The 18,707-nt window shown below is 40.3% G+C and carries 20 protein-coding genes; 6 read left to right on the top strand and 14 right to left on the bottom strand.

Annotated elements, in window-relative coordinates:
* Window positions 1–5 precede the first annotated feature (5 nt).
* Window positions 6–881: an iron uptake system protein EfeO gene (gene efeO, locus Q7A53_RS18850; protein ID WP_411790754.1), complete on the bottom strand. Its 876-nt coding sequence runs from the start codon at window positions 879–881 to the stop codon at window positions 6–8.
* A 248-nt stretch (window positions 882–1,129) separates the two neighbouring features.
* Here efeO and Q7A53_RS18845 point away from each other — a divergent pair, with 248 nt between their 5' ends.
* Window positions 1,130–1,591, top strand: coding sequence for an SRPBCC family protein (locus tag Q7A53_RS18845; RefSeq protein WP_411790753.1), 462 nt, complete (start codon window positions 1,130–1,132; stop codon window positions 1,589–1,591).
* A gap of 156 nt (window positions 1,592–1,747) precedes the next feature.
* Here Q7A53_RS18845 and Q7A53_RS18840 read toward each other — a convergent pair whose 3' ends face one another.
* Genes Q7A53_RS18840 through Q7A53_RS18830 form a run of 3 tightly spaced genes read right to left on the bottom strand, consistent with a single transcriptional unit; the run spans window position 1,748 to window position 4,148 of the window.
* On the bottom strand, window positions 1,748–2,671 hold the full coding sequence (locus Q7A53_RS18840; RefSeq protein WP_411790752.1) for an RluA family pseudouridine synthase: 924 nt from the start codon (window positions 2,669–2,671) through the stop codon (window positions 1,748–1,750).
* A gap of 28 nt (window positions 2,672–2,699) precedes the next feature.
* Window positions 2,700–3,335, bottom strand: coding sequence for a response regulator (locus Q7A53_RS18835; protein ID WP_411790751.1), 636 nt, complete (start codon window positions 3,333–3,335; stop codon window positions 2,700–2,702).
* A gap of 6 nt (window positions 3,336–3,341) precedes the next feature.
* Window positions 3,342–4,148: a sensor histidine kinase gene (locus tag Q7A53_RS18830; RefSeq protein ID WP_411790750.1), complete on the bottom strand. Its 807-nt coding sequence runs from the start codon at window positions 4,146–4,148 to the stop codon at window positions 3,342–3,344.
* Window positions 4,149–4,341: 193 nt separating this feature from the next.
* Here Q7A53_RS18830 and typA point away from each other — a divergent pair, with 193 nt between their 5' ends.
* The gene (gene typA, locus Q7A53_RS18825) at window positions 4,342–6,183 is read left to right on the top strand and encodes a translational GTPase TypA (RefSeq protein WP_411790749.1); all 1,842 of its coding nucleotides are present in this window, start codon (window positions 4,342–4,344) and stop codon (window positions 6,181–6,183) included.
* Between the two features lie 62 nt (window positions 6,184–6,245).
* On the opposite strand, the gene Q7A53_RS18820 is transcribed toward typA, so the two are convergent.
* From Q7A53_RS18820 to Q7A53_RS18800, 5 genes are all read right to left on the bottom strand, one after another.
* The gene (locus tag Q7A53_RS18820) at window positions 6,246–7,007 is read right to left on the bottom strand and encodes a FixH family protein (protein ID WP_411790748.1); all 762 of its coding nucleotides are present in this window, start codon (window positions 7,005–7,007) and stop codon (window positions 6,246–6,248) included.
* Between the two features lie 348 nt (window positions 7,008–7,355).
* Window positions 7,356–8,015, bottom strand: a complete 660-nt coding sequence (locus Q7A53_RS18815) for a hypothetical protein (protein ID WP_411790747.1) — start codon at window positions 8,013–8,015, stop codon at window positions 7,356–7,358.
* A 305-nt stretch (window positions 8,016–8,320) separates the two neighbouring features.
* Complete coding sequence (bshB2, locus tag Q7A53_RS18810; protein ID WP_411790746.1) at window positions 8,321–9,004, bottom strand: bacillithiol biosynthesis deacetylase BshB2; 684 nt, start codon at window positions 9,002–9,004, stop codon at window positions 8,321–8,323.
* Between the two features lie 174 nt (window positions 9,005–9,178).
* Complete coding sequence (locus Q7A53_RS18805; RefSeq protein WP_411790745.1) at window positions 9,179–9,502, bottom strand: hypothetical protein; 324 nt, start codon at window positions 9,500–9,502, stop codon at window positions 9,179–9,181.
* A 118-nt stretch (window positions 9,503–9,620) separates the two neighbouring features.
* Window positions 9,621–9,761 carry a hypothetical protein gene (locus Q7A53_RS18800; protein WP_411790744.1) on the bottom strand — a complete coding sequence of 47 codons (141 nt, stop codon included), beginning with the start codon at window positions 9,759–9,761 and terminating at the stop codon, window positions 9,621–9,623.
* Between the two features lie 571 nt (window positions 9,762–10,332).
* On the opposite strand from Q7A53_RS18800, the gene Q7A53_RS18795 reads away from it, so the two are divergent.
* The gene (locus tag Q7A53_RS18795; RefSeq protein ID WP_411790743.1) at window positions 10,333–11,967 is read left to right on the top strand and encodes a cell wall-binding repeat-containing protein; all 1,635 of its coding nucleotides are present in this window, start codon (window positions 10,333–10,335) and stop codon (window positions 11,965–11,967) included.
* 46 nt (window positions 11,968–12,013) lie between these two features.
* Here Q7A53_RS18795 and Q7A53_RS18790 read toward each other — a convergent pair whose 3' ends face one another.
* The 4 genes from Q7A53_RS18790 to Q7A53_RS18775 all read right to left on the bottom strand — a co-directional run bounded on the left by Q7A53_RS18790 (window position 12,014) and on the right by Q7A53_RS18775 (window position 13,587).
* The gene (locus Q7A53_RS18790) at window positions 12,014–12,136 is read right to left on the bottom strand and encodes a hypothetical protein (RefSeq protein WP_411790742.1); all 123 of its coding nucleotides are present in this window, start codon (window positions 12,134–12,136) and stop codon (window positions 12,014–12,016) included.
* Between the two features lie 189 nt (window positions 12,137–12,325).
* Window positions 12,326–12,640, bottom strand: a complete 315-nt coding sequence (locus Q7A53_RS18785) for a DMT family transporter (RefSeq protein ID WP_411790741.1) — start codon at window positions 12,638–12,640, stop codon at window positions 12,326–12,328.
* Window positions 12,641–12,651: 11 nt separating this feature from the next.
* Complete coding sequence (locus tag Q7A53_RS18780; protein WP_411790740.1) at window positions 12,652–12,993, bottom strand: DMT family transporter; 342 nt, start codon at window positions 12,991–12,993, stop codon at window positions 12,652–12,654.
* A gap of 3 nt (window positions 12,994–12,996) precedes the next feature.
* On the bottom strand, window positions 12,997–13,587 hold the full coding sequence (locus Q7A53_RS18775) for a TetR/AcrR family transcriptional regulator (RefSeq protein ID WP_411790739.1): 591 nt from the start codon (window positions 13,585–13,587) through the stop codon (window positions 12,997–12,999).
* 249 nt (window positions 13,588–13,836) lie between these two features.
* Here Q7A53_RS18775 and Q7A53_RS18770 point away from each other — a divergent pair, with 249 nt between their 5' ends.
* The 3 genes from Q7A53_RS18770 to Q7A53_RS18760 all read left to right on the top strand — a co-directional run bounded on the left by Q7A53_RS18770 (window position 13,837) and on the right by Q7A53_RS18760 (window position 17,666).
* Window positions 13,837–14,052 (top strand): DUF3006 domain-containing protein, encoded by a 216-nt coding sequence (locus Q7A53_RS18770; RefSeq protein ID WP_411790738.1) that lies wholly within the window; start codon window positions 13,837–13,839, stop codon window positions 14,050–14,052.
* A gap of 343 nt (window positions 14,053–14,395) precedes the next feature.
* The gene (locus Q7A53_RS18765) at window positions 14,396–16,555 is read left to right on the top strand and encodes an ATP-dependent helicase (RefSeq protein ID WP_411790737.1); all 2,160 of its coding nucleotides are present in this window, start codon (window positions 14,396–14,398) and stop codon (window positions 16,553–16,555) included.
* Window positions 16,556–16,571: 16 nt separating this feature from the next.
* Window positions 16,572–17,666 (top strand): mechanosensitive ion channel family protein, encoded by a 1,095-nt coding sequence (locus Q7A53_RS18760; protein WP_411790736.1) that lies wholly within the window; start codon window positions 16,572–16,574, stop codon window positions 17,664–17,666.
* A gap of 307 nt (window positions 17,667–17,973) precedes the next feature.
* Here the strand turns inward: Q7A53_RS18760 and Q7A53_RS18755 are convergent, their stop codons facing one another.
* The gene (locus Q7A53_RS18755) at window positions 17,974–18,441 is read right to left on the bottom strand and encodes a hypothetical protein (RefSeq protein ID WP_411790735.1); all 468 of its coding nucleotides are present in this window, start codon (window positions 18,439–18,441) and stop codon (window positions 17,974–17,976) included.
* Window positions 18,442–18,707: the final 266 nt, after the last annotated feature.

Genomic DNA, 18,707 nt, shown 5'->3' with positions numbered 1-18,707 from the left:
GTTAGTTATTGTTCTAGTACAATGCCTATTTTGGAAAGAGGTTCTGCTAGGGCATCAATTGCTTTACTTAATTTCTGTGTATCTTTGTCCGTTAGTTTGGTATAACTCTCATAATCCTGCCCGTGTCTATATTGGTTCAGTGCTTCGTAAACAGCGTCAAATCGTTTATTCAGGGTAGCAGCCAGCTCTTCATCTTTTTGTCTTAAGACAGGGTTAAGCAGGTCGACAATTTTTTGGGCTCCGTCTACATTTGCCGCAAAATCGTATAAGTCAGTATGGGAGTAGCGTTCTTCCTCACCGGTAATTTTGGAAGAAGAAACTTCATTCAATAGATCCACCGCTCCTGTTACTAGTGTCTGGGGAGTCACATCAGCTAGTTCAATCTTTGCTCGTAAAGATTTCACATCTTGGAGAAGCTGGTCTGCATACTTCTCAGTCCCATCCATCGTTTGATCTTCCCAAAGCATTTTCTCAAGACGGTGGTATCCTGTCCATTCCTCTTTAGGTACGTCGCCTTCTCTGGCATCAATCTTTGGATCAAGCTCCCCAAGGGCTTCCGCGATCGGCTCAATTCTTTCGTAGGGCATGCGGGCAGAAGGGTAGATTTCTTTGGCCTTTTCCATGTTTCCAGATTGAATGGCTTCGGTGAATTTTGAAGTATCATTAACGAAGGTGTCTGTTTGAGCTAAGCCATATTCACGGTAAGCTTTTACGGCTTCATCTAATTTTTTCTGTGTTGTTGAATTAACAGAATCTGTTTGGTCTGTACTCGTATCCGATGCATCCTGTTGTTCTGCCTCCCCGGATGAGCTGGAGCTGCAACCAGCAAATAATATAGTGGGTAGAATAAGTACGATAGGTGCTAATTTTGATAGATTCATATGTAAGAATCCTCCTTGAATTTTAATTGATAATGATTTTCAATCTCTGTTGTCTATTATACTGATAATCTTTCTCAAGTAAAGACAAGGAAGGAAAATAGATTCCTTAAATAGCTTTTTCTATTACATGATGAAAGGACGTCTCTTATTTAGATAGGTATGATAGGAAGGCAGATAGGGAACGTGTAAGAGAGTACACAGCAGGTAGTCCGAACAGCAGCTGCAGATTTCCTAAGGAGTGAGTGATTGTGCCAGTTATTAAGATTTCAATATGGATTGATTTAGCGGTGGAAGAGTGTTTTGATCTTGCACGGGATATTTCTGTTCATCCGCTGACTGTGCCGCATACGAAGGAACGGGCTGTCAGAGGAGTAACAGAAGGCCACATTAACGAAGGGGAAAGGGTCACCTTTGAAGGCGTACACTTTGGAGTGAGACAGGAACTATCCTCTCGTGTTCAAATAATGGAGCGGCCGCATCTATTTGTGGATGTGATGGAAAAGGGTGCCTTCCACTCTATGACCCATGTCCATTTATTTGAAGAGGAAAAAGGAGGTACAAGAATGACTGATATCATCGAATTTTATTCTCCGCTTGGATGGATTGGAAAGCTTGCCGATAAACTGTTCGTGGAACACCATATGAAATCTTTCCTTGTACGCAGATCCGTAAACTTAAAACGGATTGGAGAGGGAAGAGGGCAGGGATAATAAGGGTGGAAGAAACGTCTCAATCATGTTTATTTCTCATAAATAATAAGCCCGAGACACTTGAGGGTGCTCCGGGCAGCTTTCCTATAATTCCTATATATCCATCGTCTTGCCCGCCAATAAACAACCTACTGATAGGAAAAATCCTCCAGCAGCTTATAATTTGTAGACGTCTTCAGCAGTAAACAGCTGAGAGGCAGGATCAGGAGCAGCATAGCAAACAATGTTTTCTTCCGTAAACGGATGAACGAATGACAGTTTAGCTGCATGCAGAGCCTGCTTATGGTGCGGAAGTTCTTTCCCGCCGTAAAGGGTATCACCAAGGAGAGGATGCCCGAGATAGCTTAAGTGAACACGTATTTGATGAGTCCTGCCTGTTTGTAATTCGAGTTTAATTAGAGAAGATTTTTGAACGGGATCATATTCAATCACTTCATAATTCGTTTCCGCCTCTTGACCATTCGGAGACACTCTGCGCCTTACGGGGTGGTGGCGGTCCTTTCCAATTGGTTGTTGAATCTTCCCATTTCTTGATGGCAGTTTCCCTTCAACCCAGGCAATATAGGTTCGTTTTATGGTGCGTTTTTTTAGCTGCTCACCAAGCATGGCAATGGCTAAATCATGTTTCGCAAACAAAATGGCCCCAGAAGTATCACGGTCCAGCCTATGGACATATTTGGGTGACGCTTCTATACCGTTCATCTGGAAATAAAAAGCCACACCATTGACTAGAGTTTCCGTGTTTTCCGGAGCATTTGGATGCGTATGAATTCCTGCTGGTTTATTGACCACCAGCAAATGATCATCCTCATAAGCTGTATCAATCTCCATATAAGCAGGAGTAACTTCCATAGGACGGGATTCGAACAAGCGGATGCGAAATAGGTCATTGGTTTTCACGGCATCTGTCTTCCAATGGGGAATTTCATTATTAAGAGTGACACCTCTGGTTGACCTGAATCTGTGAAGCAGCTTTCTTGGGACATCCCATTCTTTCTTCATGATCTTTTCGACGGTAAGGCCGTTCCATTTCTCTGGGATTAAGATTTCCAGCCATTCCCCTTTGCGTGTGGTTTTCATGTTCTTCACCTGTTCTTTCTATAGATAGTTACACCCATTTCTTCTCATAGGCGAGTCTGGTAAGTTCTACTCTATTTTTCAACCTCAGCTTTTTTAGTACACTTTTTAAATGGTTCTTGACCGTATTCTCTGTAATATAAAGGTGGGCGGAAATTTCTTTATTAGTTAAACCAGCTGCCGCCAGCCTCATCACTTCGATTTCCCTCGAGGAGAGTGGAGGCTTTTCCTGTAAAGAGGGCTCATCATTGACTAATCTCTTCAAGGTTTGAAGGATAAAGTCTTTGGAAAACGTGCCATCTTTTAAGACTGCATCTATATAACTGTTCCAGTCTGTCGGGCGGGTGTTTTTCAATAAGTATCCTTGAGCTCCTTCTTTCAAAGCTTCAAATAGATGCGTGCTATCCTCCGACACGGTCAAAATAATAATCTTGCTTTGGGGGAGCTTGGATTTAATAGCGCGGGTGGCTTCAAGGCCATCGCATTCAGGCATATGGATATCCATTAGGATGACATCTGGCTCAAGCTTTTCGGCTAGTTCAATCGCTTCTAAGCCATTGGCAGCTTCTCCGACCACACGATAATGCGGATAGGGAAGAAGGATTTCGATGATCGCTTCTCGTGCATGCGCATGGTCATCTGCAATTAACAGGTTATAAACGGGCAAGCTTGATCACTCCTTCTCTTCCAAATGTAAATGAGTATGCTGATCTTTGCGGGAAAGAGCAAACTTCCAATCGACCGATTCAGCTCGCTCCTTCATCATTTGAATTCCATATCGCTTCACATACCGGCCCGATACTTTCCATTCCCGACCATTATCCAGCACTTTAATATGCTTTTTATTCTTTCTTGAATAAGCGATGATCTTTACTTCTGATACATCTTTCGCGTGTTTAATAATATTCATGCAGCCCTCATGTAAAACGGCGAGAAGGTTAATTTTTTCTTCCGTAGTGAATTCACTTTCTTCGAGCTCCCACGTTTGATCAAAATCAATGGCGGGAAGTTCTTTTCTTATTAATGCCTCTAACTCCTTAAGCGAATCTGTCCATAATGGCAAGTCCGGAGTACGGAGCTGCTTGATAGAATCACGTACATTAGCATGAATATCATCAAGGATTTGATTAATTTTTTCAAGTTTTTCTAATTCGGTGGTTTGGATTGTCTGGGTTTTGACCGATAATAGAAAAAGGGATTGAGAAATGGAATCATGAAGTTCTCGAGAAATGGCTTGCCGTTCCTTCATAATTACTTGCTTTGTTTTCTCTTCCTCAAGCTCTCGTTGGTTTTTTTCCAGCAGTTTAAACAACCGCTGATTTACAATGAATGTAACGGCCAGAACGATCAGGGGAGAGAGCCAATTTCCTGCGTCCATGGAGATATAATGGAGAAACCATTTGTGTCTGACATATTCCCAGATACCTATGATAAGAGCGGGGGCAATAAAAATTGCCCATTTAATTTGGTGGTATGACATTTTCTTCCTACTTCCTGTCCATATAAACCTTTTTATCTTATTGTACGGGTATATGCAGGAAGAAAAAAGTCGATGTAAGCGTTTATTTACATTAAGATCATGTAAATAGGCGGATAAAGCCTGTTGACAAATATATTGTTATGTTATACTAGATAGGTTGAATAATTTGTAATTTGAAAGAGGTGTGTGCTTCATGCAACACAGAAATGACATTCGTAACATCGCGATTATCGCACACGTGGACCACGGAAAAACAACACTTGTAGACCAGATGCTTCATTATTCTGGCACATTCCGTGAGAACGAACATGTTGATGATCGTGCAATGGACTCTAATGACTTAGAAAAAGAACGCGGCATTACGATCTTAGCGAAGAATACCGCGATCAATTATAACGATTCACGGATCAATATCCTGGATACGCCAGGTCACGCAGACTTTGGCGGGGAAGTTGAACGTATTCTTAAAATGGTTGACGGTGTATTGTTGGTCGTTGATGCTTATGAAGGCTGTATGCCTCAGACAAGATTTGTGTTAAAGAAAGCTCTGGAAGAGAAATTGACTCCAGTAGTAGTCTTAAACAAAATTGACCGTCCGAATGCTCGTCCGAATGAAGTAGTGGACGAAGTTCTTGATTTGTTTATCGAACTTGGTGCCGATGATGAGCAGCTTGAATTCCCAGTTGTTTACGCTTCCGCATTGAACGGTACATCTGGTGAGGAACCAGAAGATCAGCAGGATACGATGGATCCGATCTTTAAATTGATCATGAATAACATCCCTGCTCCTGTTGATACCACTGAGAATCCTTTGCAGTTTCAGGTAACACTGCTTGATTACAATGATTATCTTGGACGTATTGGAATTGGACGCGTATTTAACGGTCGAATTAAAGTCGGCCAACAGGTATCATTGATGAAGAAAGACGGTTCAGTGAAGAATTTCCGAGTTTCTAAGCTATTTGGTTTCATCGGTCTAAAACGTATTGAAATCGAAGAAGCGAAAGCAGGCGATATTATCGCTCTTGCTGGTTTAGAAGATATCAACGTTGGAGAAACGGTGTGTACTCAAACCAATCAGGAAGCTATGGAAATCCCTCGTATTGACGAGCCGACCCTGCAAATGACTTTCCTAGTTAACAATAGCCCATTTGCCGGCCGTGAGGGTAAATACGTCACTTCCCGCCAGATTGAAGAACGTCTAATGACTCAGTTGGAAACCGATGTAAGTCTTCGTGTAGATCCAACAGATTCCCCGGATGCCTTTACTGTATCCGGTCGTGGAGAACTACACCTTTCTATTCTTGTAGAGAACATGCGTCGTGAAGGCTTTGAACTTCAGCTTTCTAAACCGAAAGTTATCTTAAAAGAAATCGACGGCGTTACTTGTGAACCAGTAGAACGCGTGCAAATCGATACGCCGGAAGAATATCAAGGCGGAGTAATGGAGTCGATTGGTTACCGTAAAGGTGAAATGCAGGATATGGTGAACGATGGTAATGGCCAGGTTCGTCTTGAATTTCTTGTTCCATCTCGCGGTTTAATCGGATACTCTACGGAGTTCATGACTCAAACCCGCGGTTATGGTATTCTTAACCACACGTTTGATGGCTATGCTCCATTGACGAAAGGTCAAGTTGGCGGACGACGTCAAGGAGTGCTAGTTTCTCTTGATAAAGGAAAAGCCTCCACATATGGAATTATGAACCTTGAGGACCGTGGAACGATTTTCGTTGAACCAGGTACAGAGGTTTATGAAGGCATGATTGTCGGAGAACACAACCGTGACAATGACCTTACCGTAAACATTACGAAAGAAAAGCATTTAACTAACGTTCGTTCTGCAAACAAAGATACTACAAGTACGATTAAGAAAACACGTACACTTACACTTGAAGAAGCGATCGAATATTTAGATGACGATGAGTACTGTGAAGTAACTCCAGAAAATGTACGTCTTCGTAAGAAATATCTAAATAAAAACGAACGTGAAAAAGCAGCTAAAAAGAAAAAATTGCAAAATGCAGACGTTTAAATAAAAGAAAAGCCCTTCAAAATCTTTGGATCTTGAAGGGCTTTTTTGTAATTTTTATATTCCTATTTTTTCACATTCACGTTACTTTCCTGATGTCCATGTATTTCCTTCTCGGGTTTTTCATAATGAACTTTAACGGTGTAATCACCGGCAGAAGGGAAAGTATACTTCGCTTGATATTCTCCAGCTTCTCCTTCTTTGGCATCGACGAAACTATGTTTTTCCATCAGGGAAGAGCTAATTTCAAACCTAACCTGCGCACCAGAAAACGGTTCTTCGCCATGTTTAATATGGGCGGTTAGTGTGGATTCCTTTGATGCCTTAAATTCTGTATCATTTACGAAATGAACCGTGTATTCCTCGCCACTTGCATGATCATGGCCATTCTCGTCAGCGGATTCACTATGTTCCTGTCCTACCTCGAAATGGACTAATGGCATCACGTGTACGTCATTAGCTGTGGTATGGGCATAAAGGGTATATTTTCCTTCAGATTTAAATGTATAGGTAATAGAATAAACTCCATCTCCTTGATTATTTGCTTCGATCATATCGGAGTTATCTTGGCCTTCAGAATCCTTCCAAATTTCGAATTCTACTTTCTCAGCATCCTCAACATTCTCCCCATCCTGAGTTACTATTGCTTGAATCATGGTTTTCTTATTCACTGGTAAAGGTTCTTCTTCAAATTTCACTTCTACTTCAGGTTTTGTAACGGCAGAGTCACCAGCATCACTGGTCTGATCTTTCACTTCTTGAGAACCGCAGGCAGCAAGAAGGCTGATCAAACTAATGAGTAATCCGGTCAATATCCATTTCTTCATTATAATACCCCTTTCAATTATGGTCACTTCTTCTAGAATAGCATGGACCATCTTTCTTCACTATGACCCGAGTGGGCTATTCGTGTGGACAAGTGGTGAACAATTCTATTTTATCAAGAACTGTTGGTTGAGGAACTGTTTTAGTCTGGGCTGACTGATTGAGATAAGAACTTTTCAATACTCTTTGCCATTAGGAAGGTTTGGCAAGACATGTGGAATACTAATTCTAACAGTTTTATAAAGAGTTCATAAAACCTGAGATTGTAATATCAATAAAAAAACACGAATCTTAAGCGGATTCGTGTCTTTTTATTGATATATTTTATTAGAAAAAATTTGAAATGATAGTCAACTATTATTTTTTTCGATAGTATGATATAAGTTTTTTACAGTCTTCTCATAAAACTCTTTATCTTTATCACTATCTGGGGTGATATACGTAAGTACTTTTTCATTGTTTCCATTCCACCACATCATACTAATTTCTCTTACTTCAGAGTCGTATCTTGTATAAACGGTTTGGTGGCCAATGCTTTCTTCTTTATAAGAGCCAAAAGATCCTGATTGTTTCTTCTTAATTAAATTCTTTGAATTGGTTATATTGTACTTGATCATTTCACCATTTACACTGTTTGGTTTTTGGTCATCAACATTTATATTCTCGGCGTAATAATTTAATAACAAAGTTTTTTCTTCTGTGCCATCTATATTTTTCTTGAAAATGTATCCAACTTTCTTCCCTAAATCAAAGGGGAGATCACTATCATTCGGTACATTTCCTTTATACCCGAAGGACTCTATTGCTTTATCCTCATTCAAGGGTCCAATCGTGTCCAACTCTTCTGAGACTTGTTCTTTAGCTTTCTCTAAAGCCTGTTCTTCAACACCTTTGACGTCCGATTTTGCATCCCCGTTATTACAAGCGGTTAAAAAAACAAAACATAAAATAAAAAGCAAAACCTTTCTAATACTGGACCCTCCTAAGAGTAACATCTTTATTTCTTTCATATTAGAATGTGTCTTCCAGGGACTTGCTTGCTACTCTGAAATTTCGCTTTTTCTTAAAAAAATTTCGAGTTCCGTTTTTTTGCAAATGGCGGAGGGAGACGGTGAGATTCCTGAGGAAATTGCGGAAAAGATTAGACCTTACTGCTCTGCTTGAGGAAGGTCTGCGCCAACCACTCGGAAAGCGAACCTTTTACTGTAGCTACTAAAATCCCAACAAAGGCTTATGGAATTATAATACGGCCATCTCTTGTATTTATCTATTCAAAGAAAGTGAACTGACCGGATGATAGCGGTCAGTTCACACTTTAGACAGGGTGCTTATCCCATTTGTAGGTATAGAACCTTTCACTAGTTACCCATTTCATTGCTTCAGGATCATTAGCTTTGATACCCTCATCCAGCATTTCCAGCATTCGGGCAGTTTGAGAGATATGAGCCCGCATCGCATTTAACTTTTCCTCTTGGACCGCACGAATGTCATTATGAACATCAGGTTCACCAAGATTTTCATCCGTATTATTTGCGAAAGCTAAAGCATGCAGTTTCGGACGCTTAGAGGGTTCAATTTCTCCAAGAGCTCGTACTACGGCTCGGGCAGTTGCTTCGTGATCAGGATGCACAGCATAGCCAGGATAGAAACTAATCACAAGAGAGGGTTGAAGCTCTTGAATAAGATTGCGCACGATTTGCGTCATCTTTTCATCGTCTTCAAACTCCAACGTTTTATCTCGAAGGCCAAGCATACGTAAATCTTGAATGCCCATCGCCTTAGCTGCTTTTTGTAGTTCGCTGCGCCGGATTTCCGGGAGCGTTTCTCTGGTTGCAAATGCTGGCTTGCCAAGGTTTCTTCCCATCTCACCGAGAGTCAGACACGCATAAGTAAGCGGGGTGCCTTGCTTGATATATGATGTAATAGTCCCGGAGACGCCAAATGCTTCATCATCTGGGTGCGGAAAAATGACCAGGACGTGGTTTTCTTGCTCAATCATTATTGTCACTCCTCTTAAAGGATTTCTATTTGTATATTATTACGCAGATGAGATTGATTTTAAAGCTATTTGTTTGGGAGTATGCAGGAGGCTCATAGCACAGAGGACTGCTGAGGCATTAAGTTATGGAATATGTAAAGAACCCGCTCGGAGAGGAGCGGGTTCTTGGAGGAGTTACTCTTTCTTACTTTCTTCTTTCTTATTCTTAAAAGCTTTTTGCGATAAATGCTTAAAGGCCTTTGCCGATTTATCAACCGTTTTACCTACAGCATCTGTCCCTTTATCGGATACCTTCTTTACAATATTGCCTGAAGAATCCAAGGTTTTGCCTACAAGACCGCCTTCACCAGTAATGGACTTAATTATTTTTCCTGAGGCATCGACCGTATTGTGAACAAAGTCATTCGCTTCTTTAGCGGTACCCTTGATTAGTCCCTCGCTATTCTTTTCTTTACGCTCTTCACTTTGCTGAGAATTTCTCTTCTCTTCGTAACTCAAAAGAATCACACCCTCCTCAAGAAATTTACTATACTTAGATGATTATGCAGCAGCCTCACTTGTTATGAGGGAGGGAAAGGAAGACAGGCCTATAGTCCACTCTTGATTAGTTTAGTTATTAGCGATCATTGGATAGGGATTCATATTCACTAGGTCTGTACTTTCCGCAGCGTAAACAGCGGCGTGTCACCACGTCGATTTTGTGGTAGCCTTTCATTGCACAGCGAATTCTGCCAAATAGAAATTTGATTTTTTTCACTATTTTCGCCTCCGTTTTATTAATAATTAATTAATATCATTATTAAGGTTCTAAAGGATCTTGATTTCTTTACCATGTTCTATTTAAAGGACGTATTTCCATATTTAGACATAGGCTTTAATACCCTTATGCATATTGATCGTCATGCTTTTACCTTATTTACTAATTATTCTACATAAAACGAAAAGAGTCAATATGTTCTCTATAATGAATTTATTTTAGACAAAAACTGACAAAATATTTGAAAATATGATTTTAAGTTTTACGGAATCATCTTAATTTTAAAAAACATTATAGAAAAGTATCACTCTATATAACCTGTGTAAAGAAGTGAAGGTTGTCACGTCAGTGTTTTAGAGGAAGAAAGAATGAAAGGTTGGTGAGGATCAGAGAATGTGTTAAAGGCATGCAGAGGTGAGGAGAATGGAAAGAACAAGGGAAGACATCTACAGCTAACCTCCAAAATATATTTCTTACTGCTTTAGATTAAAAGAGGAATTTCCCAGTTAAGTGTCTAATAATATACATGACGTTCTTTATTTAGAACAAACCTTATAGAGGAGGAAAACTAGTGAAGCGGAATAGAAGGAATAAAATGAGTAGATGGGCAGCAGTAACTGCTTTCATTATCATGCTTACCTTGCCATCCATGGCTATGGCAGAAACAACGACATTAAGTCAAGCGTCAGAGCAGTGGAGTTACGTGGCTTTAGGAGACTCGCTTGCCTTCGGAATCCAGAATGATGGAACGATTGGAAAGAGTTATGCTGATTACATATCAGCAAATTTAGATGAAGAAAACGTTCAGCATGACTTTACGAAACAATTTGCGATTCCCGGGGCTTCTACTGGAGATGTTCTGGATCAACTGAAGAATGATCCAAAGGTGAAACTTGCTGTTTCAAAGGCAGATTTACTAACAATAACCGTAGGGGCCAATGATTTTCTTAATGTATTGAAATCACACCCTGAGGATTTGCAGGATCCTTTAAAAGTTCAGGAACTGATGAAGAATGCGATAACGAATTATTCTCAAATCTTAGGGATGATCCGCCAGGCGAATCCTCATGTTCAGATCTACATCATGGGTTATTATAATTCATTCTATGCACTTCCGGCAGAACAGCAGCAGCCGCTGAAGAGCTTGCTGCTAGGTCTTAATCAATCGATAGAATTGCTCGCGAATCAGCCAGGGGTCTGGTATGTTCCTACTATTGATGCCTTTGAAGGACATTATTCTGAGTACCTTCCTAATCCGCAGAATGTCCACCCTAATCAGGATGGATACAAGACGATTGCCTCACAGTTCTTTATGAAAATAGAAAATCATCTGCCTGTCCAAATCCATCGTATTGCCGGTAATACACGTTATCAAACTGCAGTAGAAATTTCAAAAAATGGCTGGGAATCAGCAAATACAGTGGTCATCGCAACAGGTAACAACTTTCCAGATGCCCTGGCAGGTGTACCGCTTGCGTACAAATTCGATGCTCCCATTTTACTGGCAAATAAGCGGCTATCCGCTTCCGTTATCAGTGAACTTCAACGCTTGCACGCCAAAAAAGCAATTATCCTTGGTGGACCTAACGCGGTATCAGGTTATACTGAGGATCAATTGAAAGGAATGGGAATGGAAATTCAAAGAATTGCTGGAGAAGATCGTTTTGAAACCGCTGCTTTTATATCTGCTTTTCTTCACTCAAAGTCTGATACGGCAGTTGTGGTAAATGGATTGAATTTTCCTGACGCATTATCTTCCGCTTCTTATGCTGCTGAACAAGGATATCCGATTCTATTAACGAGATCGCAGAAGTTATCGGAGGATGTAGAGAAAAGTTTAAAGAGCTTTAAACGGACGATAGTAGTCGGGGGAAGCGGTGTGGTATCAAATGAGTTAGTCACACACTTGCCTAACCCTGAGCGATATGGTGGCAGTAACCGTTATGAAACTTCAGCGATGGTTGCCACGAAGTTAAATCCATCTCACCACGCCTTTATGGCTACAGGTGAGAACTTTGCAGATGCTTTGACAGGGTCTGTGCTGGCAGCAAAGAGAAGTGCGACATTTTTACTGGTGCCTCCAAATAAAATCGATGATTCAATCATCGCTGCTTCTGAGAATTTAGGCATTCATACTTTTACGATTCTGGGCGGGGAAAAAGCTGTTTCTCCTAATGTGGAAAAGAATTTAATGCAGCTTAAATAGTCCCTAGACAAGTAATGCCCCAGGCCATAGGGCCTGGGGCATTTTTTTAGTACTCATCGTTTTGTTCTGAAGATGGAGCATTAAAGCTGCTATCATCTAAGTTTGTGTAACCTACGTAACCAAAACCAACAACAATTAATAAAAGAATTGCAAATAATAATTTTCTCATTTTTGCAGCTCCCATCATTATATTTCTTTACTTTCATAGATGGCAAGCTTATCGCTGCTTCCTGACAAATGCACAGGAAATGTGAAAAGGTTTGAGTAAGTCTTAATGCATCTATTTCGTAAATTTCCCTATACTATTTTACTTATTAATTGGAAAAATTTCAATGCATATCAAGAAAAATTGGGGGATTTATGACACCATTTTCAACCCCGCGACTCCGATGATAATCAATGTTACATAGAAAATTTTTTTGCGGCTGGCTTTTTCCTTAAATATGAAGATTCCCAGGAAAACTGTACCAACCGCACCGATTCCAGTCCATATGCTGTAAGACGTTCCAATAGATAAATCCTTTAACGACAAAGAAAGAAGATAGAAGCTCAAACTAAAAGAAAGGATCGCCAGGAAGGAAGGCTTTAGCTTCTGGAAGCCTCCCGAAAGCTTTAAAAAGTACATTGCCGTCATTTCGCATAATCCTGCAGTAAATAAAAAAACCCATGCCATGACTTTCCCTCCTATTCAACAGCTGTTTCAACAGTTTGACCGTCTGATAATTTCAACCCAATAATCCCTATAATTAAAAGGGCAATAAAAAAGACTTTCAAAGCGCCAATCGTGTCGCCAAGAAAGATCATGCCGATGACCGCGGTACCTGCTGCTCCAATGCCTGTGTAGACAGCGTACCCAGTTCCAACCTCTATTTGCCTGAGTGCTTTTGTAAAAAAGTAAAAGCTGATCAATAAACAAATGACAGTGATTAGTGAAGGGAGGGGCAGAGTAAACCCTTCCGAAAGCTTCAAACCTACTGCCCAGCCAATTTCAAATATGGCCCCCAGGATTAAATGTACCCATACCATCTGTCATTCCTCCCTTGCAGGATATTGAATTCCTAACCAGAAAATCTCCCAGCTTGCTTGCTGACGCTTCTCAAATACATCACGATCGTAAAAGTTCTCCTCCAGAAACAGACCATCAATTAAAGTGTAATAGGCGGATGTTAAGGTTTCGGTTGGGAGAGAACGTAACGCCTTGTCTTTCTTTCCCTGTTCCATAATGGGGCAAAGCAATTCATTCATTTTACTTTCTACCTTAGTAAACATCTGTCTTATATCCTGAGCAAATTCCTCCGGAGGAAAGAAGGTTACCCGTTTAAAAAACAGACCTTCCATCGATTCAGACAAGTGCTGGATATAACGCTTATATAACTGGTGCAGCCGTTTTTCAATTGATTGCTGTTCTGCTGTCGCTTCCAGTGAGGATAAATAATCAATTTCTCGATCGCCTACACTGGCTAATACGCTTAAAAAAATATCGTTCTTACTATTAAAATGATTGTACAGGGAAGGCTTTTTAATGCCGACTTCATCAGCGATATTTGCGAGAGAAGTATGAGAATAACCATAAGAGGCAAAGCATTTGAGTCCTGCATTAATAATAGCTTCCTGTGTCATAAAATCACCTCATCCATTTCACTAACTAACGTTTGTTAGTCTAATTTTAGCACGGGATTTTTTTAATGTCCAGACGTGAACTTTGAAACGAAGAATAGTAAATAAAGGAAAAGGAATTCGTGATATAAAACGAGTTGCAGATTCTCCCTTTGTTCGACACGTTTAAACAATATTAAATAGGGTAATAAATGTAATAATAGTCTTAATTCATATTTTTTGGCCAAAAAAGTGAGAAGGAGACATTCATCTGTGAATAAATACAAATTAGATCGTTTTGAAGGAAATTATGCTATTTTGGTTCAAGAAGATAAGAATGAGCTGTCTGTACTTAAAGAAAGACTGATTGCCTTTGCAAAAGTTGGAGATCTATTGGCGATTGATTTTGATACCATTGGAAATTTGAAACATGTCGAAATACTTACGAAAACGATTCAGCCTGAAGTGAATAGTATGGAAAAGGCATGAGCTTTTAACCTGAGGACACTATGGTCTTCAGGTTTTTTTGTGGGAAAATTCAGGTGTTTCTTATACCCTGATGCCAGGCGTTTTTTCCAGGGGGAAGCAAGTTGCGCGGTTATGAGACCCGCGGCCATCCATTCCTCCTATGACCCGATTCGTTTGGAACTAAATGGGTATTGTTAAGGTAGAGGGAGCTTTTTAGAAATGTTCGGAGAGGGGCATCGGTTGGAACAATGGTCTCGGAATATTTTAGAGGTTTGTGGATAGTGAGAACGGCTCAAAGCATTTCCTTGCTCTTGAATTATGCTATAATAAAACACAAACAAACGTTCTTTTAGGGGTGAGGATTATGGAAGAACTACTGGACGGACTAAATGAATCTCAGCAGCAGGCCGTTGTTTCTACGGAAGGATACATACGGGTTATCGCCGGAGCGGGTTCTGGAAAAACGCGGGCATTAACAAACCGCTATGCTTTTATTGTGAACGAACTGGGAGTTGACCCTTCGAATATGCTTTCTGTTACCTTTACAAACAAAGCAGCCAATGAAATGAAGCGGCGAGTTAAGAAACTAGTCGACGGTGAACAGGACACAGGATTCATCACGACTTATCATGGATTTTGTGTGCGGGTTTTACGTGAGGATATTCACAGACTTTTTTATCCGAAGAACTTTATTATTTTAGATGTAGAAGATCAGAAGATTTTATTAAGAGAAATCTTTGAAGATATGAATTTGAAAATGAATGATAAAACCTTTAAAAGAATTCTCGATAAAATAGGGATGTTAAAAGGAAACACACACTACGTTCAGCAAATGATACTGCGAGGAGCAATGCCTGATGCGGACGATTCTGGAGATCTGGACAGCCAGATTATTCAGCGTTATTTAAAAAAGCAGAAACGGGTATATGGCCTGGACTTTGATGATTTGCTTAATTTCACATTTGTATTATTTGAACAATACAAGGAAGTTCTGGAGAAATGGCAGGAAAGACTCTATTATATTCAAGTCGATGAGTTTCAGGATAGTAGTTTAAAACAATTTGAACTAGTGAAAATGCTCGCGGCACAGCACGGGAATTTATTTGTCGTAGGAGATCCTGATCAGACCATCTATGAATGGAGAGGAGCTGATCCGAAATATATGGTCGAATTCGACAGTTACTTTAAGGATGCGGAAACAATCTTCCTTAATCGAAATTACCGATCTACGCCAGAGATCCTTTCCTTGGGAAATTCTTTAATCCAAAAGAATTACTTTCGTGTGGATAAGGATATGATCACTGAAAATCCATCAGGGGTAAAAGTGGTGCATTATCACGGCAAGGATGAAAATGAAGAAGCTAAATGGGTCGTTCAGCAAATCCAAGAAATCGTCAGCAGGGATGGGGCAGAATGGAAAAATATCGCCATTATGTACCGAGCTAATTACTTATCCAGGTTTATTGAGCAGGAGCTGATTCGCGAGAATATTGATTATACGATCTTTGGCGGTTTTAAGTTCTTTGATCGGAAAGAAATTAAAGATGCCCTTGCACACCTGCGTATGATTGCTGTTGCGGACGACTTATCTTTCTCACGGATTATTAATGTTCCGAAGCGCCAAATTGGAAAGAAGCGGATGCAATTTCTTCGGGCGAAGGCAGAGGAGGAAGGGTTGAGTCTGTATGACGCATTAAAGAAGTACGTGGACCATGAGCGCTTGCTTAGAACCGGTGCCCAATCGTTCATTGATGCAATCGAATCCTTAAAGGAGCGGCAGGCAGAGCTGTCTGTTTCTGAACTTCTGCAGGAAGCCATGCAGCATACAGGGTATGAAGCCTATATGCGTGAAGATGGCGATCAGGAAAGGCTGGATAATCTGACTGAGCTGCTTCACTCGATTGTCCAATATGAACAATCGCTTGGCGAAGATATACTACTAGATGAATACTTGCAAATGATTTCCCTGTATACTGATGATGACCGGGATAACCAAAAGGATTCGGTAAAATTGATGACCATTCATACTGCGAAAGGTCTTGAATTTCCCTATGTCTTTGTCGTCGGAATGACGGAAAATGTTCTTCCTAATGTTCGTGCTCTAAGACAGAGAAAAGAACGAGCACTTGAGGAAGAACGGAGGCTTGCTTATGTAGCAGTCACGCGGGCGGAGCGGGAGCTCTATCTTACGGAATCAGAAGGATTCCAAAATGGCGGCCAGCGAAAATATCCATCACGTTTTATTTTTGAAGTTAATGAAGATTTATATGAGAGAATCGGGCAAATTGATGAAGCTTTGCTGGAAGAGGCGAAAGAGTATATCCGCGCATCTCATCATGAGAAACCTATTGGGATAGGGGATAGTTATGCCAAAAATACCAGAGTGCGGCACCCTGTATTTGGTGCGGGGACTATCCAGGAGATCGATGATAAGAAAAATACGTATCTAGTGTTTTTTGATCAATTAAAAGCACCAAGACCCATCAGCAGAAACTTTAAAAAACTCGAGAAACTAGAAGAATAGGAAAGCAGGAATATAAATGAATGATTTCCTTACAACTGCATGGATGAAATCCTTTTTAGTATTCGCCCTCTGGGTCGCAGCTATTTTACTTGTTCGATGGATCCTATTGTGGTCGTTTAAAGGCTGGAGTCTAAAAAAAGACACTAAAAGAGAAAAATTCTATCAAATCTATCGCAGCATTTTGAACTGGCTGGCTTTTTACGGGATCATCATCTTTCTACTCCTGTACTTCAGAAGTGCTGAGTGGATGTTCGGGCCATTGTTTAAGATTGGGTCAGAGGACGTCTCCGTCGTACTCATGGTGATTGCTGTACTTATTATATCTTTATCGCATAGGATTTCGAAATTAGTCCGTGGGTATTTGTTTCCCAGTATCTATCATCGCTATGAACTGGATCAAGGGATTCAGTTTACTTTAAATAAAGCCTTTCATTATTTAATTATGATTCTAGCAATCATTGTTAGTCTATCAACAGTTGGTTTCAAACTGAGTGCCCTTACGGTATTTGCAGGAGTCGTTGGGGTAGGAATTGGTTTCGGTATGCAAAATATTGCGTCCAATTTTATTTCTGGCGTTATCCTGCTATTTGAGCGGCCAATCAAAGTGGGAGACCGGGTAGTCGTTGATAACATTATAGGTGATGTTGAAAAAATTAATATGAGGGCAACAGTTATTAAAACGCTGGACAATGAGCACATTATTGTCCCCAATTCATACTTTCTTGAGGAGCATGTGATTAACCGTTCATACAGTGATAAGGTGATGCGTCTGGTTATTCCTGTAGGGGTCGCTTATGGAAGTGATGTCCCGCTTGTCCGCCAGCTGCTTTTGCAAGTAGCCGAAGACGAAGCTGCAAGTTCGCCAACGGTCAAAAAGCATCCTGAACCTTTTGTTTACTTTAAGGAATTTGGATCCTCTTCTCTGAATTTTGAACTGTTTGTCTGGATTTCCAATCCGGAACACGTGATTCGAATACGAAGCAACGTAAATTTCCGGATTGATGCTATATTCAGAGAAAACAAGGTGGAAATTCCTTTTCCTCAGAGAGATTTGCATCTTAAAAGTTTGGATGAAACGATTATTCAGCAACTTAAACAAGAACAAGAATGAGGCAGGGATAGACAGTCAAGGACTCAATCTCAAGCCGGACCAAAGGAAAGTTAGAGGTATGCTTTATCGCCGCTACTGAAATGGCTGCTATTTTCATTTTTTCTTCCTTGTTCCTAAGTGGATACAGTATTTTAAATGGAAAACGAGCTACGTCCTGTGGAACCGTCTAGTAATCTTTAGTCATGCAAGACAAAAAACCCGAACGATGAGGGAAATGTTAACGACATTCCCCTCATCGTTCGGGTTTCATTATGGCTTAAAGACTACAATCCGCTGTCAGCCTTAATGTTACTGACAGCGGATTGTATTAAATAGAATTAGCAATCTCGAGAGCTTCCTGGGTGCGTTTATCACTTTCTGGTGTCTGGTATTTTAATTGGTATAGAATGTCATCTTTGTTGTTATACCATTCCATGTACACAAAGTCATCCTTTTCCTGGACGCCAGCCACTGCTCCTGAATTTAAGGGAATTTGTAGTTCGGCTTTCTTTATCGTGTTATCGGGATGAAAGATCGTACGAACGAGAACTTCGGCTTTTTTAGAGGACGAATAGTTCATTTCTACTTGATCTTTATCTACATTTGCTTTTACGTCATCTGCAGTAAATGGTAGTTCATCTGGCAGTCCGATCAGTTCCTGTTTCTCTTGTGATAGGTCTTCCAGTGGTGCTGCAACTTGGTCTGGATAAGCCTCTTTCAGGTCACTCAAACCCAAATGATCAGAAGAACATCCTGCCAATATAAGGAAAAACAATAAAAAAACTATTTTTTTCATAATGTAATAACTCTCCTTACCTTATCAATAGCGGCTTTTAAGCGATTTCACTCGTCTTTATATTTTAGCATAAATTCGTTTTCCTGAGGGTTGAGGTGCTTATTTTTGGGGAACTGTCCGACTAGAGGAGAATAAAGAATTTTCTTAAAATATGAAACTTTTTATTCACCTCTACCGTCTTATAAATAGAGATAAATAAAACGACGTAGGAACCCATACAAAAATGACTTAAAAGAGCCGGCAAGAATAAGAGGGAATTGGTGCAC

This window comes from Halobacillus rhizosphaerae, from assembly GCF_046719735.1.
Classification (GTDB): domain Bacteria; phylum Bacillota; class Bacilli; order Bacillales; family Halobacillaceae; genus Halobacillus_B; species Halobacillus_B rhizosphaerae.
This window is presented reverse-complemented; position numbering and strand designations above follow the sequence as displayed.

What these genes read in the sequence shown, in the direction of transcription:
- efeO (WP_411790754.1), bottom strand. Translation starts at nt 881, where the DNA reads ATGAATCTATCAAAATTAGCACCTATCGTACTTATTCTACCCACTATA.
- Q7A53_RS18840 (WP_411790752.1), bottom strand. Translation starts at nt 2,671, where the DNA reads ATGAAAACCACACGCAAAGGGGAATGGCTGGAAATCTTAATCCCAGAG.
- Q7A53_RS18830 (WP_411790750.1), bottom strand. Translation starts at nt 4,148, where the DNA reads ATGTCATACCACCAAATTAAATGGGCAATTTTTATTGCCCCCGCTCTT.
- typA (WP_411790749.1), top strand. Translation starts at nt 4,342, where the DNA reads ATGCAACACAGAAATGACATTCGTAACATCGCGATTATCGCACACGTG.
- Q7A53_RS18820 (WP_411790748.1), bottom strand. Translation starts at nt 7,007, where the DNA reads ATGAAGAAATGGATATTGACCGGATTACTCATTAGTTTGATCAGCCTT.
- Q7A53_RS18815 (WP_411790747.1), bottom strand. Translation starts at nt 8,015, where the DNA reads ATGAAAGAAATAAAGATGTTACTCTTAGGAGGGTCCAGTATTAGAAAG.
- bshB2 (WP_411790746.1), bottom strand. Translation starts at nt 9,004, where the DNA reads ATGATTGAGCAAGAAAACCACGTCCTGGTCATTTTTCCGCACCCAGAT.
- Q7A53_RS18790 (WP_411790742.1), bottom strand. Translation starts at nt 12,136, where the DNA reads ATGAGAAAATTATTATTTGCAATTCTTTTATTAATTGTTGTTGGTTTT.
- Q7A53_RS18785 (WP_411790741.1), bottom strand. Translation starts at nt 12,640, where the DNA reads ATGGCATGGGTTTTTTTATTTACTGCAGGATTATGCGAAATGACGGCA.
- Q7A53_RS18780 (WP_411790740.1), bottom strand. Translation starts at nt 12,993, where the DNA reads ATGGTATGGGTACATTTAATCCTGGGGGCCATATTTGAAATTGGCTGG.
- Q7A53_RS18775 (WP_411790739.1), bottom strand. Translation starts at nt 13,587, where the DNA reads ATGACACAGGAAGCTATTATTAATGCAGGACTCAAATGCTTTGCCTCT.
- Q7A53_RS18765 (WP_411790737.1), top strand. Translation starts at nt 14,396, where the DNA reads ATGGAAGAACTACTGGACGGACTAAATGAATCTCAGCAGCAGGCCGTT.
- Q7A53_RS18760 (WP_411790736.1), top strand. Translation starts at nt 16,572, where the DNA reads ATGAATGATTTCCTTACAACTGCATGGATGAAATCCTTTTTAGTATTC.
- Q7A53_RS18755 (WP_411790735.1), bottom strand. Translation starts at nt 18,441, where the DNA reads ATGAAAAAAATAGTTTTTTTATTGTTTTTCCTTATATTGGCAGGATGT.